Raw genomic sequence first — 13312 nt, 5'->3', positions numbered from 1 at the left:
ACCAACTCGGCCTTCGGCCGTCCCGTCCTCGCCATCCGCCCATCATGACGAACCACCACCGACTTACGCAGCGAAACAACGACTCAGGACACTAGCCACGATCGCCATCAGCAGTAATCACAGCAGCTCATGGGCCCTCGGGCGGCTCTGCCAAGCCGCACGTCGAGCGCAGACCGCCAGATGGCGCAGGTGTCGGGAGACTGTTCGGTCCCACGAAGACATGTCACCATCGCGTTGCCGCGCCGCCGGCTGAGCAAGAGCGCCGCATTGGCGTTTCCCACTGGAGATCACCACTTGCGTGGGCAGGGATCCTGCTGGAGAGCAGCATCCCCTCCCTCCTCCCCCGGTTGGACCCCGGAGCCAAAGCGATCTGTCAACGATGAGGCAAGATCGCTCGGCGACACAGTTCGAGGGAGCCTGAGGACATTTAAGGAGTGGGAGCAGCATGAGCTGGTTCGACCCGTCTTGACGCGCCGGGAACGTAGTTGTCCGAGCCTGAGCTGCCGCGATCCTTGGGCAGTTGAGCGGCAGCAAGCCATAGGGGGTGGAAGTATGTGGGAGATCCGCCCAGTACATCCAGCAAGCGAAGGAGCGTGGGCCAGTCGCACGGCTCGGCGCCGTCCAGGATGGAAGTGACCTGGGAAGGTTGTAGCCCCCACTGGGAGGCACGACTGATTTGCCGCGCGGAGGGCTGTCCGGCTCGCACGTGCAGGGTGCGCAGGGCTGCCATCAGCCGCTGAAGCGCTTGGGTACGGGTGCTGATGCCAGCTAGTGAATCGATTTCGCCGGCGGGGTCGCGTGACGGCCGCCGCCGCAACTGCTCAGATTCCCACACCTCCCTTAGTACGGCGGGATCGGCGCCGCAGGCTCTTGCGAAACGCTCGGTGATCACCCAGGAGGGAACCCTCTGTCCGCTCAGGACGCGACTGAGGTACGAGGGCGAGCAGCGGGCTTGCCGTGCCAGGTTCTGTAGCGGGAGTTGGGAGGCCCGGGCCAGTCTGGAGAGGACCGGGGCAAGCTGGTTATAGGCTGCGCTGCTGCCTTCGACCACTGCCGGAATCTCGTCATCTTGGCCTGGTTCCTCGACGCCGTGCCGCGGCGGCTCCTGATACAAGGCGCGTAGCGAGGTGGGCGCTGACGGCGGATGGGCGACCTGGTTCAGGCGGCGCAGGATGTAGTCGTCGGTGTAGCGATGCCGGGCGGTGTCTTCGCTGATGGCCAGAGCCTGCCCGACGCGGCTCCACGTGGTTTGACGCAGCCGCGCATTGCCGACGAGACCGGCTGTGAGGCACTCCAGCCGCGTCCGCATTTGCCGCACCTGGTCGAGAAGGTGCTCGGGGTCTGCGGACCCCAGCTGGCGAAGCAGTACGCGTGCGTCGTCCTGGAAGTCTTGAATGACGACGTGGAGGAGTCCTTCCAAGCGTCCTGGAGGCGTTCGCTGCGGCAGTGCAGCGTTAGGCGACGCTTTGGATGGGCTCGTAGCTGAGGCGGATGCGGGGACAGCCTCGGCCTGTGGTGCCAGGCCGCTCTGGCGACGTGCTCGGTGGGCGGCTTGGCGGCATGTGGTCGAGCAGTACTTCTGGGGGCGTCCCACTCTGGGCACTGCCGGCAAGGGTGAAAGGCAGAAGGCGCAGCAGGTCACGGCTTTTCCTCCTGTCGGTCAGAGGGTGTTGTCGCTAATTACGTCGCGTAGACCGGCCCCGAATGACCGGTGTGCTTCGTTGTTCGGACGGGGCACGCTGGCGTTTCGTCGCCGGCGCGGGCGGGCCCCGGGGTGGTCCGGTCCGGGCCTGAACCCGAACCGGACCACAGCGCGTTCAGCAGCGCTGCCTATGCTTTCCGCAGCAGATCAGGGCACCTGTGAGCACTCCCGCGAGCACACCGCCCAGCACCTGCGAGGCCAGTTCGGCGAGAGTCTGGGCACCCAGAGCCTTGCCGAAGATCAGCAGGATCAGCAAGACAGGTACCGCAAGGAACCGAACGAAGGTTGCCTTGCCCGCTTTGGCAACGCGAGCAGCAATTTCGTCGCCCCTGTTAATCTGCTTTCCAGGCGCCTTCCGGGCAACTGGTGTCGCGCCTTGGCGACGAGGGGATCGAGCCATCGGGTCTCCTTAGAGCTGTAGTTGAGGAGCGCGCGCAGGCCCTCGTACGTGGTCTGTAGCCCTGTGAGGACCTGCGCGCGTCTCTGTGCGTGACCATAGCGACACAGTGTGCGAAAAACGAATCCGCATATTCTCGTCAAATCGCACTTTTCCCAGGTCACATGATCAGTGATGGGATGTTCTGTCGCCGGACGCCAGGAAGGTTTCCGAGGGCTTCGGAAAGTGCCAAGCGACGGCCGTCAATCAGCCCTGCATGCGCCGTAGTTGATCGGACAAACTGCACAACACGACGGCACTACAGGCCACTTGCCCCGTCGACGACGGCTCGACAGCGTGACGCCGCGGTTCTCCGACGAGGTTTCGGGCGGCCCAGGAAGACCTGCGCACGTTGCCACCACAGCCCTGGGGAGCCCGGGCAGTACCTACGACGTAGGGGCATCCGGCACAGCATCCCAGAGAAAACCGAGAGCTACGGCCCCCGCGGCGGACGCCCACTAGGCTTCGCCGAAGAGCGGTACACAACACCACCGCGCGAAAGTCTCAGCCAGCTCAGACAACCCGCGGCCGTGGCCAACGGATACGGCAAGCGCAGCTACATCCTCCTCGGTGCAGCCATCGCAGCAGTACTCGCCATCTGGCTCCGACCATGGCCAGCCGGACGAGTCCTAGGGGTTTCCGTCAGGGTGTTCGGCGCCGGGCAGGCCGTGGCGTTCCAGTTCGGTCAGCAGATCCCGGCCGGGGCGGGGGACGAGGACCGGCAGCCACCGGTCGCTGCCGGGCAGCCGGCCGCTTTCAAGCGCGGGCAAAACTCCCGCCTGCATCAGGGAGGACTTGCCCGACCCGGAGGGGCCGAGCAGCAGCAGGGCGCGCCGGTTCTCGGCGAGGGCCGACAGCACCGTGTCCACCGCGGTGTCTCGCCCGTGGAACCATGCCGTGTGTTCTGCGGTGAAGGGTTCCAGGCCCCGGTAGGGGCTCACCTCGCGCTGGACCAGGTCGGGCCAGACGTCGCGCAGGATCTCGGTGGGTGTGGCGTAGGCGATGCTCTGGCCGCGAAGGTGGCCGTCGGGTGCGGTGATGGCGGTGACCATGCCGATCACCAGGCCGGTCACCTCATCGACGACGGGGCCGCCGCTGAAGCCTTGGGTCAGGTCGTTGGCTCCGGTCAGCTGCAGCAGCCCGCCCCCGCCGTCCGCGTCGGTGGGGGGCAGGAGGTCACCGGCCGTTGCGTAGCCGAAGTGCCCACCCGGCGGGGCTTGGGCGGGAAACCCGAAGGAGCGCACCCAATGCCCGCGGCACCCGGCCGCCGACCCCACCGGCAAGGGCTCCACCGTCGCCGGTACGTCGCTCAGGCGGATGATGGCCACGTCGTCGGCGTCCGAGGCCCTCCACGGCCCGATCAGCACCTGTCCCTCGGCCTGCGGAGCCCATTCCGCGCGAGGGAAGACCAGCTGCACCCTGTCGCCGGGGCCGTGGCCGCCAGCACGCACCACGTGCGCGCAGGTGACCACCACGTCCGGGCCGATCAGGAACCCCGCCCCGACCACGCCGCCTTCGGCGGACAGGATCTGGGCAACCGCCGCCTGGATTCTGGGCCCGGGCCCGCTGCCGGGGGCCGAAGCAACGGCGTTCGTCGATGTCACCGAAGCCCCTTGGGGTCAGGGAGCGTCTGCGCCAGGTGCGCGGTGCCAGGTCACGGTCACCCGCAGGTGACAACTGGCCTCGCTCTTGGCGATCACCGCGCCGGCCTGGGCCGACAGGTCAACCCCGAACTCGACTTCGACCTCGTCCGGGCCAGCCTTCCGCAGCTGTTCCAGCGCGGCCCGGGCCATGTCGGTGACCGGTCCGAGGGCCTCCTGCAGAGTCTGCGGCAGGTCGTGAATCGCCTCGCTGACCCGTCCGGCCTTCACCGGCCCGTCGGATATCTCCGGGGCCTCGAACAGGATTGAACCCCCACCCTCCAGCGGAAGACGCGCAAGACTTCGCATCGGCCCCTCCCCCATGATCAGGCCGTACCCGAGCGTCCAAGACCCGTTCCGTCAAGGTAGCGGACCAGGCCATGCGCGTCCCCATCTTGGCCCAATCCGGACTCTCAGCGGGCGAAACGGCGTGATGGAGAGGCGGCTGCACTGCCGTTGGTCGCACCGCAGTTTCTGCCGTCGGTCACGTCCAGAGCGGAGAGGAAAGGCACACCTCAAAGCCCCTCAGTGGTGCGCCGCTCACCGGGCAGGCCATAAACCTGCCATTCGCGAGGCGTCATACCGTAAGCCGCCCGGAAGACACGGCTGAAGTGGCTGGGGCTCACAAAACCCCAGCGTCGGGCCACGGCTGCCACCCCGATGCCCACGGCCGCGGGCCGCAGAAGATCCCTGCGGCATCGTTCCAGGCGCTGCATCCGGATCCAGCCGCCCACCGTGGTCCCCTCGAGCCCGAACAACTTGTGCAAATAGCGAACCGACATGAAGTGCGCTGCGGCAATCGTGGAGGGTGACAGGTCGGGGTCGGAAAGGTTTCGCATGATGTGGTCCTTCACCCGCACAAGCGTGGCCGCGGCGAGCTCCGGAGCTTGGGAAGTGAAGCGACCGCGCCGCTCGTCGATCAAGATCGTCAGCAGGTCGAGCCCAGTGGCGGCGACCTGACGACCGACTGCGGCGTCGAAGCCCGCTGCTTCGCGCGCCATGCGCGCGAAGTAGGTCGCCACCAGTGCGGCACTTCCCGTGTCGCTCGTGAAGGCTGTCGCAGTCAGCGCCCGCAGGTCCTCGTCCCGCACGCAAAGCTCTTCCCGAGGGAAGTGAAAGGAGGTGAAACAAAAGTCGCTCTGAAGTTTTTTTCTGAACAGGCGAGAGGAATCGGATATGGTGAACTCGCGCGGTTTTATTAGAGATTCTCGCCCGTCCTGCTCCTGTATTGCGGTACCTCGCTGTTGAAGGCTGAGGGTAAGAAATCTTTGACCATCCCGAGCGATGAGGCGTTTACTGCGCGTCACTACTTGCGGTCCTGCCTGGACACGCGAGACCCGCACTGGGCCAAGCTGATTGCTGACAATCGTTCCAGGTGACGGCTCATCTTCTAGGAGGTTGACATCGAGCGGTATGAAGGTGCGTGCCACCACTTCGTGCCAGCACTCCGCCCGGTCGGAGGCGGACAACTGCGACGTGGAAAGGGCGGACGTGGAAAGGGCGATGGACACGAGGCTTCCCCTAGGGGCATCTGATCGACCGGCGGTGGGAGCCGCGGTGCGGCCCTGACGATGTCACCACTCCGTCGTTGTGCCGTCCAGGAAGAATCGGAGGAAGAATCGCGGCGCAAAACCTCCTTGTGCATCGGCTGTGAGTGTCGGATGAACGTGAAGCCGATCAGCTCAGAGCGCCACATCTGGCTGAGCCCGTGTCCTCGGTGTAGGTAAGCACAGAGGGGCAACCGCGGAGCACGAACAGGCAAGGCTGACCAGCCAGGCTCCCCTAGCGTTTCGAGCAGGCCCACCGCTTCAGGCTGTGAGGCCGTCCCCCCTTCCCACCCTCTGCCTTGAGGAGCTTGCTATGTCCAGCTCTGCCACCCCGACCGTCGTTCTGGTTCACGGCGCCTTCGCCGACGCTTCGAGTTTCGCCCGTGTCATCCCTGAGCTCATTGCCCGGGGCCTGAACGTGGTGGCTCCGGCGGTCCCCAACCGCAGTCTGCTCGGAGACGCCGAATACATCGCTTCGGTCGTGCGCCAGGTACCCGGACCGGTCGTCCTGGTTGGTCATTCCTACGGGGGTGCCGTCATCACCGTGGCCGGCGCGGAGGACAACGTCCAGGCGCTGGTGTACCTGGCGGGCTACGCCCTGGAAGAAGGGGAAAGCCTCGGTGAGTTGCAGGGCCGGTTCCCGGACTCCGATCTGGCCTCCGTGCTCGTGTACACGCCGTTCCCGGTCGAGGGTTCGAGTGAGCCCGGCACCGACGTCTCTGTCCGACCCGACGCCTTCCCGGACATCTTCGCGGCAGATGTCGACCGCGACCTCGCGACCGTCCTGGCTGTGTCCCAACGCCCGCTGGCAGCGTTGGCGTTCGCGGAGAAGGCTCCGGTCGCGGCGTGGCGGACGAAGCCTTCCTGGGGGTTGGTGTGCTCTTCCGACCACACCATCAACCCTGATGTGGAGCGCTATGGCTACCGTCGGGCCGGCATGACCACCGCCGAGGTCGATTCCTCCCACCTGGTCATGCTCGCCCATCCCAAGCGCGTCGCGGAGTTCATCCACGAGGCCGTCACAGCCAGCATCCGCTGACGACTTGCCGGCCGGTTGCAGGTCTCGTCGACGCCCGCAACCGGCCGTGCTATCAGCCACGCCCCAAGTGGAAATCCTCGGGTCAAGGCACTGGTATACATTGCGGCCGTCGTGCCTGAGGTGGGGAAGGCGTTCTGGATCTCACCAGCAGATTTCCCCGCAGCACCTTTGGCACAGGCCGCCACCCGGTTCTATCCGCTGCCGGTCGGCGGTCGCCGAGGAACTGCTCATCAGGCAGGCTCTCTTCCGTAAACAGTTCGCCGCAGGAGTCCCGGTCGACACTCACTCAGATGATGGTTATGAGTCAGCGGTCGGTCACCGTCAAGGCTCTGCAGGAGAAGGCCACCGCTGCGGCTTGGAAGGCCTTTCCGAGCGCTGGTGCCTCGTGCAACATTCCTCCTGCCGCCGAACAGTGGATGGCTGATCACGCCCGTGCCCACACGGTGCGGGTTCGCGCACCCCATGCCGATGGGGCTGAGCGCGCCCAGTGTCGTCGCGAAGCTGATCCTGCGTGCCGTCCGTGCCATCCGCTGAGTTGGCTCTTCTGCCCGCCGACAGCGTGCGCCGGCGACAGCTTTCGGTTACCTGTCAGCTGGGATCAACCAGCCTGTCAACCTTTCCTGAATCCCGAACAAGCCCGACGAGGACATTCTGCGAAGGGGCTCGCCCATGCCAAAGACGCCTAAGTACTTGGACCGACTCAGGCCCTTGAGCCGCCTGTGGGACTGGCAGCACTTCGCTGCCTGCAGCGGCATGGACAGCTCTGTGTTCTTCTCACCCAGTGGCGAGCGCGGCCGGCAGCGCAGAGAGCGCGAAGAGAGAGCCCGTCGTGTATGCGACACCTGCGCGGTCCGGCAGGAATGCGCACGCATGGCGCTCGACACCCAGGAGCGGTACGGCGTATGGGGTGGCCTGTCGGAGGCGGACCGAGTCCGCATGCTCTGACGGCCCCGAACAGGACTTCGCACGTCGGCATCACCCAGTACGACGGGCGGGGGTGTAGGTCCGGAACGTACAACATCACCAGCCCTTTCACCCGGCGCAGTTGCCGGGCCTGAGGCAATATGCGAAGGATCTTTATCATGAGCGATGCTGAGCAGACCGACAGGCGACACCACGGACACATACAGAACTTTGTCGAACGGATCGGCGAGCACCACGACCACGCTGTGCGGCAGCGTGAGGAGAAGGAACTGGCCGAGGTGGTCGGTGGGGCCGCTTTCGACTTGGGTGCCGACATCGGACATCCGGGGGTGTCGCACGGTGCGGTCGGCTTCGACATCAACGCCGATCTCGGCACCGAGGAACCGCCGGAGCTGCGCCTAGGTGCATTGACCTGGGACATTGTTGACACTGGTTGGTGCTTGATCATGGCAAGACCTCCGGTGCGGTGGAGCTGTCTAGGACTGCACCGCACCGGAGGTCTTTCGTGTCGCACCGTAGAGGCCCGGCTGATCGTTCACGGCAGACGACTGCTGGTCGACCGGACCTGCTCGGAGTCGGCCTTTCGTACATGTCGCGGATGAGATGGGCATCTCGCGCGCCACTGCCCACAATTCGGTCCGCCGCTGGCGGACGGAAGGCGTGCAGGGCTGCAGGACCGGTCCAGCCGTCCACGGACCATGCCGCATCGCACGGCCGCGGGTGGAGGCCAGGTATGCGAACTGGGCCGCGCTCGCGAAATAGCAGGCCTCGACGCCCTTGCCGCCGGTCGGCCGTTGCTGCCCACACGCTTCGAGTGACAGGCGGCCGGCAGATGCACGTTCGGCCCGCCAGAAGGAAGGCGATACCGCAGCCCCCGCCCTCCTGACTCGGCCAGACATGGCACAGGCTGGCGGCGTTGCCCCCGTAGGCGGCGCCCATGTGCAGTTCTTGCGGCGTACAGCGCGATGTGGTGCCACCTGAAGTCGCAGAGCCGACGTCACGCCCCCGTATCGCCGGCGAGGCCCCGCCCTGCCGGCAGCCCTTCGCTGGAAACGAAGTAGAACGCGGGCAGAACGATGAAGACACCCAGTGCGATCAGCGGGGAGATGAGGCAGCCCAAGACTCCGGCGACGGCGTAGACCAGCGCTCCGGCCCAGGAGCGAAGGAGGCCATGCGGCACATAAGTGGGCTCGACTTCTGGGTCCATGAGCTCGGGGTGGCGGCCCAGGTGATGGTAGAGGACCAGCCAGCTCAGACACATCACCGATGCCAGGGACGCGTACAAAGCGACCGCCACCCGCGCATCTACGCCGGAGACGTCGGATTGCAGCGCATCGGCGACGACGCCTGTGGGGAAGGCGAGCGCCGCCGTGGTGAACAGCACGAAGAAGTTGGCCGCGTGCAGGCCCCGGTCCATGCTGCGGATCCGCACAAAGGCCTGGTGATGGTTGAGCCAGATCACAGCGACATAGCTGAAGGACGCGAAGTAGCCGACGTAGGCGGGCCATTGCGACTCAAGGGCGTGCGCGAGCCGGCCGGGTCGGTGCGCGGGGGCGGTCAGGCCGAGCACCAGGATGGTGACCGCGATCGCGAAGATGCCGTCGCTGAAGGTCTCGGCACGGGCCGTCTCCGAACGGGAGAACCGGCGGACCGGAAAGCGGTGTTGAGACATTGCTGTCCTCGGATCATTATTGGGCCGCCGGGGCGGCGGGGCGGCCCGACGGGCAACGCCCCGCCGGACGGCCCTTGCAGCCTTCAGCCGGGGTGAGTTCAAACGGGGATGGCGGATTCGCCGCGCTTCAGCGAACGCCCACGCCTCAGGCTCAAGCACGGGGGCGACCGGACGTAACCACTACATGCGTGCGGTCGGCAGCAGCAGCCGGCGCGAGCCTCCCGTGACCGCCCGTCCCGCACTCCGCAGGCCCGACCCGCACGCCTCAGGTGAGCGGCGGCGCCCAGGGGGCATTGGGTACCGCGAGCCGGTAGGTGGTCACCGTGGTGACCAGGAGCAGGAGAAGGGCCAGTCCGAGGGCCGCCGCCAACTGCCCGTGCAGGACGAGCTGTGCGCCGGCAAGGGCGCCGAGGAACATCGCCAGCACGGCCAGGATCCGTCGGCCGGGCCGTGGGGCCGTACCTCCGGCCAGGGTGGAGTCGGCTGCGAGTCCGGTCAGGGTGAGGGTGAGCACGGTGGTGGTCATGTCGGGGATGCCGAGGCGCCGGGCAACGGCGTTCTGCAGCCCCATGCCCAGGCCCAGCAGCACGATCAGGGTGTACTGGACCGCAGTGGTGACGCGGCTGTCGGTGACGATGGCGGTGATGGTGGCCGCGGCAACCAAGGCCGTCTGTGTGCCGGTGGATACGGCCAGCAGGCGTCCGCGGTGGGCCGCCAGCCGGACGCCGAGCCGGCCTCCGGCGAGTGCACCGGCCAGGAATGCCGCCAGTGACACGACGGACGCCAGGACGGACAATCCCTGGGCTCCGGCCAGCGCGAAGCCGAGGAAGACCACGTTGCCGGTCATGTTGGCGACGAAGACATGTCCGAGTCCGAGGTAGGTCACCGCGTCGACCACGCCGGTGACCACGGTCAGCATCAGCATCAGCGGCGGCAGCGGGCCGTGCCGGTCGGCACGGGGCGGCATGAGGGTGCGGGCCGCGTCAGTCAGCAGTGCGCGCATCGACTGTCGTCCTCTCGTGTGCAAGCGGGCGGTGCAGGATTGCGCGAGTGAGGAGGCCGCTCGCCAGGCCGAGCGCGATCGCCGCAGCCGACAGCCACACCGGCCAGGAGTTCAGGCCGGCCGCGTGGTCGGCGGACCAGCGGCCGGGGCCCGTGAGGGACAGCGCCCCGGTGACGACGACCAGCGCCAGGGGGTACTCGTAGCCGTCGTTCTGCACCCACAGCCCGTGCCGCCACTTGACGGTGATCGCGACGGTCATCACACCGATGGCGACCATGGCCGCCACCGGTGTGAGTGCCCCGAGCACCAGGAACAGGCCCGAACCGATCTGGCCGGTTCCGGCCGCCAGCGCGGTGAGGGAGCCACCGCGAAACCCATCGCGGCGGAACTCCTCGGTTCCCCCTGCCAGACCATGGCCTCCCAGTCGGAAGCTCACCTTCTGCACTCCGTGGCCGGCGATGAGCAGGCCCATCACCACCCGGAGGATAAGCAGTCCGGTGTCCATTGCGTGTCGTTCCTGTTCCTGGGTCTCAGTCCTGTGGCGGGAGGGGGTCAGCCGGCGGCGTGCGCGCCGATGACGGCCTGCGCGTAGACGATTCCGAGGCCGTAGGCGCCGCCGTGTTCCTTGACCACGTCGGTGACGGGGCCGTACGTCTCCGTACGCGCCCAGTCCCGCTGCAGCTCCAGCAGTACCTGCACCCAGGTCACCGGTACGGCGCCGGCCTGGACCATGCGCTGGACGGCGTATTCGTGGGCCTGCGGGCTGACACCGCCGGACGCGTCGGTCACCACGAAGACCTCGTAGCCCTGGCACAGGGCGGAGAGCGTGGGCAGAACGACGCAGACCTCGGTCCACAGTCCGGCGATGACGAGCTTCTTGCGACCGGTCGCCTTGACGGCCTCGACGAAGGCGACGTCCTCCCACGCATTCATCGTGCTGCGGTCGATGATCTTGTGGTCGGGGAAGACGGCCGGCAGTTGCGGCATGATCGGGCCGGAGAAGGACTCGGCGGCCACGGTGCTCAAAACGACGGGGACATCGAAGACCTTGGCGGCCTTCGCCAGGCCCACGGTGGCGTTGACGATCGCGGTGCGGTCGCCGCTGCCGGTGCCGAAGAACATCTGCGGCTGGTGGTCCACGAACAGCACCGCGCAGTTGTCGGGGGTGAGCAGGTCGGGGCTGGGAGCCGCGGTGACCTCGGCGATGTCGACCATGAGGGTGGAACCTTTCCATGAGTGGTGACGCGGACGGCTGTCCGCGCCGCGGCAGGAACCGTCCTGTGGACGGAGCCTTGGGGGGGGACCCGGGGAGGGTTGGCTGAAGTGCCTGGCCCCCGGGGGAGTTCAGAGGGTGAAGCAGGGGTCGGCGAACGTGCCCGCGGTTTCCGGGACGAGGCCGCGATGTGCCCGCCACTGACGGTGCTGCTCCGACTCCGCGACGGCCTCGCTGATCGACTCCGCCTGGCGAACGCCCGGCAGTCCCGCCCGGGGGGTGGCCTGGTAGCCGCCGAAGTGCGCCACGGGGCTCCACGCGGGGCTGATGGAGGGCAGTTCCTCGTCGAGGCCCTCGTACTCGGCGGCGGCGTGCACGATCCGGCCGCCGACGACGGTCAGCACCGACTCGATGTGCGGGATGTCCTGCTCCGGCACGGTGAAGTAGTCGTGGGACAGGACCGCCAGGTCGCCGAGGAAGCCGGGCCGCAGAACGCCCTTGACATCCTCCTCGCCGGTCAGTGCGGCACCGGCCCTGGTGTACATGGCCAGTGCGGTCTCCCGGTCGGCACGGTTCTGCGGCGGCCGCAGGACCGTGCCGCCGACCGTCCGACCGGTGACCAGCCAGTGCAGGGCGACCCAGGGGTTGTAGGTGGACACCCGGGTGGCGTCGCTGCCTGCGCCGACGGTGAGCCCACGCTCCAGCATGGCCCGCAAGGGCGGGGCTTCCGCGGCGGCGCCGAGGCCGTACCGCCGGGTGAACGCCTCGCCCTGGAACGACATCCTGTTCTGCACGGACATCGCCCCGCCGAGGGCCGCGACGCGGTCGAGGCTGTCCCGGGAGACGGTCTCCGCATGGTCGAACAGCCACCTGTTCCCGGCCGGGAACAGCCCCTCCGCGGCAAGCTTCTCGAACACCGCCAGGTCCCGCCTGATGGTCTCGTCATACGTCGCATGCAGACGAAAGCCCCAGCCGTGCTCCATGAGGAGGCGGACCGCCTTCTCGAACTCGGCCTCGTAGTCGCCGCTCAGTTCGGGGCGGGGCTCGGCAAAGTTCTCGAAGTCGGCAGCGGCCCAGATCAGGTTCTCACCGGCGCCGTTCAACCGCAGCCACTCGTCCCCGTCCTCGGGGCGGACCATCTCGATCCAGCGGACCAGGTCGTCCAGTTCCTGGCCGGGGGTCTGCGGGAACAGGTGGTAGGCGATGCGCAGCGACAGCCGGCCCTCCTTGGCCAGCTCCGTCACCGTGCCGTAGTTGTCGGGAAAGTTCTGGAAACCTCCGGCAGCGTCGATCGCGGAGGTCAGCCCGAATCGGTTCAGCTCGCGCAGGAAGTGCCGGGTGGAGGTCTTCTTGTCCTCACCCTCCAGCGTCGGAGCCTTGGCGAGAGTGGAGTAGAGGATCAGCGCGCTCGGGGCAGCCAGGAGCATGCCGTTGGGCTCACCGTTCCTGCCGCGTACGATCTGGCCGCCCTTGGGGTCAGGGGCGGCCTTGGTGTAGCCGACGGCCTGAAGCGCCGCCCGGTTCAGGATCGCCGCCTGGTACAGGTGCAGGACGAACACGGGAGTGTCCGGTGCGGCCGCGTTCAGCTCGGCGGGGGTGGGCAGCCGCCGTTCGGCGAACTGCTCGGCGGACCATCCGCCCACCACGCGTACCCACTGGCCCTTGGGGGTCCGGGCCGCCTGTTCGCGGAGCATCGCCAGGCCCTGGCGCAGCGATGTCACGCCGTCCCAGCGCAGTTCGAGGACGTAGTTCAGGCCTCCTCGGATCACGTGCAGGTGGGCGTCGTTGAGGCCGGGGACCACGCGCCGGCCCAGGGCGTCGACGACCGTGGTGGCGGGCCCGACGAAGGGAGCGACGTCCGCGTCGTCACCCACAACCGAGATGCGCCCGTCGCGGATGGCGAGAGCTCCGGCGTGCGGGCGGCTGCTGTCTCCGGTGTAGATCTTCGCATTGCGGACGATTACGTCAGCGGCATCGTCGGCGGCGCGGGGAATCAACCCGCCGACCGGCATTGTAGGCACCTCGAAAGACTCCAAAGGACGATAGCGGATTCCGATTGAAAGGCCCGGTTCCATCATGTGCGGGCGGCCGTGCCGGCCGAGTGGTTGATACGGGGGAAGAACAGGTCCGATCCGC

The 13312-nt window shown here is 67.4% G+C and carries 12 protein-coding genes and 1 pseudogene; 3 read left to right on the top strand and 10 right to left on the bottom strand.

From position 1 onward, the window contains the following. Positions 1–427: 427 nt before the first annotated feature. The 5 genes from ABZ312_RS24580 to ABZ312_RS24560 all read right to left on the bottom strand — a co-directional run bounded on the left by ABZ312_RS24580 (position 428) and on the right by ABZ312_RS24560 (position 5289). On the bottom strand, positions 428–1420 hold the full coding sequence (locus tag ABZ312_RS24580; protein ID WP_500438803.1) for a helix-turn-helix domain-containing protein: 993 nt from the start codon (positions 1418–1420) through the stop codon (positions 428–430). 397 nt (positions 1421–1817) lie between these two features. Continuing rightward, positions 1818–2102, bottom strand: coding sequence for a hypothetical protein (locus tag ABZ312_RS24575; protein WP_500438802.1), 285 nt, complete (start codon positions 2100–2102; stop codon positions 1818–1820). Between the two features lie 665 nt (positions 2103–2767). Next, complete coding sequence (locus tag ABZ312_RS24570; RefSeq protein ID WP_500438801.1) at positions 2768–3742, bottom strand: S1 family peptidase; 975 nt, start codon at positions 3740–3742, stop codon at positions 2768–2770. A 15-nt stretch (positions 3743–3757) separates the two neighbouring features. Next, positions 3758–4087 carry a CU044_2847 family protein gene (locus ABZ312_RS24565; protein WP_500438800.1) on the bottom strand — a complete coding sequence of 110 codons (330 nt, stop codon included), beginning with the start codon at positions 4085–4087 and terminating at the stop codon, positions 3758–3760. A gap of 206 nt (positions 4088–4293) precedes the next feature. After that, positions 4294–5289: an AraC-like ligand-binding domain-containing protein gene (locus ABZ312_RS24560; protein WP_500438799.1), complete on the bottom strand. Its 996-nt coding sequence runs from the start codon at positions 5287–5289 to the stop codon at positions 4294–4296. Between the two features lie 349 nt (positions 5290–5638). Between ABZ312_RS24560 and ABZ312_RS24555 the strand changes: the two genes are divergently transcribed. The 3 genes and pseudogenes from ABZ312_RS24555 to ABZ312_RS24545 all read left to right on the top strand — a co-directional run. Continuing rightward, complete coding sequence (locus tag ABZ312_RS24555) at positions 5639–6364, top strand: alpha/beta fold hydrolase (RefSeq protein ID WP_500438798.1); 726 nt, start codon at positions 5639–5641, stop codon at positions 6362–6364. Positions 6365–7033: 669 nt separating this feature from the next. After that, positions 7034–7309, top strand: coding sequence for a WhiB family transcriptional regulator (locus ABZ312_RS24550; protein ID WP_500438797.1), 276 nt, complete (start codon positions 7034–7036; stop codon positions 7307–7309). A gap of 461 nt (positions 7310–7770) precedes the next feature. Continuing rightward, positions 7771–8049 (top strand): annotated as a pseudogene (locus tag ABZ312_RS24545) (helix-turn-helix domain-containing protein); the annotation flags it as partial. Between the two features lie 236 nt (positions 8050–8285). Here ABZ312_RS24545 and ABZ312_RS24540 read toward each other — a convergent pair. From ABZ312_RS24540 to ABZ312_RS24520, 5 genes are all read right to left on the bottom strand, one after another. Next, complete coding sequence (locus tag ABZ312_RS24540) at positions 8286–8960, bottom strand: TMEM175 family protein (RefSeq protein WP_500438796.1); 675 nt, start codon at positions 8958–8960, stop codon at positions 8286–8288. A 265-nt stretch (positions 8961–9225) separates the two neighbouring features. Next, entirely contained in the window at positions 9226–9963 is a 738-nt protein-coding gene (locus ABZ312_RS24535; protein WP_500438795.1) for a YoaK family protein, read from the bottom strand. Then, positions 9944–10468, bottom strand: a complete 525-nt coding sequence (locus ABZ312_RS24530; RefSeq protein ID WP_500438794.1) for a DoxX family protein — start codon at positions 10466–10468, stop codon at positions 9944–9946. Before ABZ312_RS24530 ends, ABZ312_RS24535 begins: the two co-directional genes overlap by 20 nt. 47 nt (positions 10469–10515) lie before the next feature. Continuing rightward, complete coding sequence (locus tag ABZ312_RS24525) at positions 10516–11178, bottom strand: hydrolase (RefSeq protein ID WP_500438793.1); 663 nt, start codon at positions 11176–11178, stop codon at positions 10516–10518. A 129-nt stretch (positions 11179–11307) separates the two neighbouring features. After that, positions 11308–13188, bottom strand: coding sequence for an amidohydrolase (locus tag ABZ312_RS24520; protein WP_500438792.1), 1881 nt, complete (start codon positions 13186–13188; stop codon positions 11308–11310). Between the last annotated feature and the right edge of the window lie 124 nt (positions 13189–13312).

The sequence above is a fragment of the Streptomyces sp. NPDC006207 genome (genome assembly GCF_040613835.1).
Taxonomy (GTDB): Bacteria; Actinomycetota; Actinomycetes; order Streptomycetales; family Streptomycetaceae; genus Actinacidiphila.
The sequence above is the reverse complement of the archived record's forward strand: the minus strand, read 5'-3'. Positions and strand labels throughout refer to the sequence as shown.

What these genes read in the sequence shown, in the direction of transcription:
- ABZ312_RS24550 (WP_500438797.1), top strand. Translation starts at nt 7,034, where the DNA reads ATGCCAAAGACGCCTAAGTACTTGGACCGACTCAGGCCCTTGAGCCGC.
- ABZ312_RS24540 (WP_500438796.1), bottom strand. Translation starts at nt 8,960, where the DNA reads ATGTCTCAACACCGCTTTCCGGTCCGCCGGTTCTCCCGTTCGGAGACG.
- ABZ312_RS24535 (WP_500438795.1), bottom strand. Translation starts at nt 9,963, where the DNA reads ATGCGCGCACTGCTGACTGACGCGGCCCGCACCCTCATGCCGCCCCGT.
- ABZ312_RS24520 (WP_500438792.1), bottom strand. Translation starts at nt 13,188, where the DNA reads ATGCCGGTCGGCGGGTTGATTCCCCGCGCCGCCGACGATGCCGCTGAC.
- ABZ312_RS24525 (WP_500438793.1), bottom strand. Translation starts at nt 11,178, where the DNA reads ATGGTCGACATCGCCGAGGTCACCGCGGCTCCCAGCCCCGACCTGCTC.
- ABZ312_RS24530 (WP_500438794.1), bottom strand. Translation starts at nt 10,468, where the DNA reads ATGGACACCGGACTGCTTATCCTCCGGGTGGTGATGGGCCTGCTCATC.
- ABZ312_RS24575 (WP_500438802.1), bottom strand. Translation starts at nt 2,102, where the DNA reads ATGGCTCGATCCCCTCGTCGCCAAGGCGCGACACCAGTTGCCCGGAAG.
- ABZ312_RS24565 (WP_500438800.1), bottom strand. Translation starts at nt 4,087, where the DNA reads ATGCGAAGTCTTGCGCGTCTTCCGCTGGAGGGTGGGGGTTCAATCCTG.
- ABZ312_RS24555 (WP_500438798.1), top strand. Translation starts at nt 5,639, where the DNA reads ATGTCCAGCTCTGCCACCCCGACCGTCGTTCTGGTTCACGGCGCCTTC.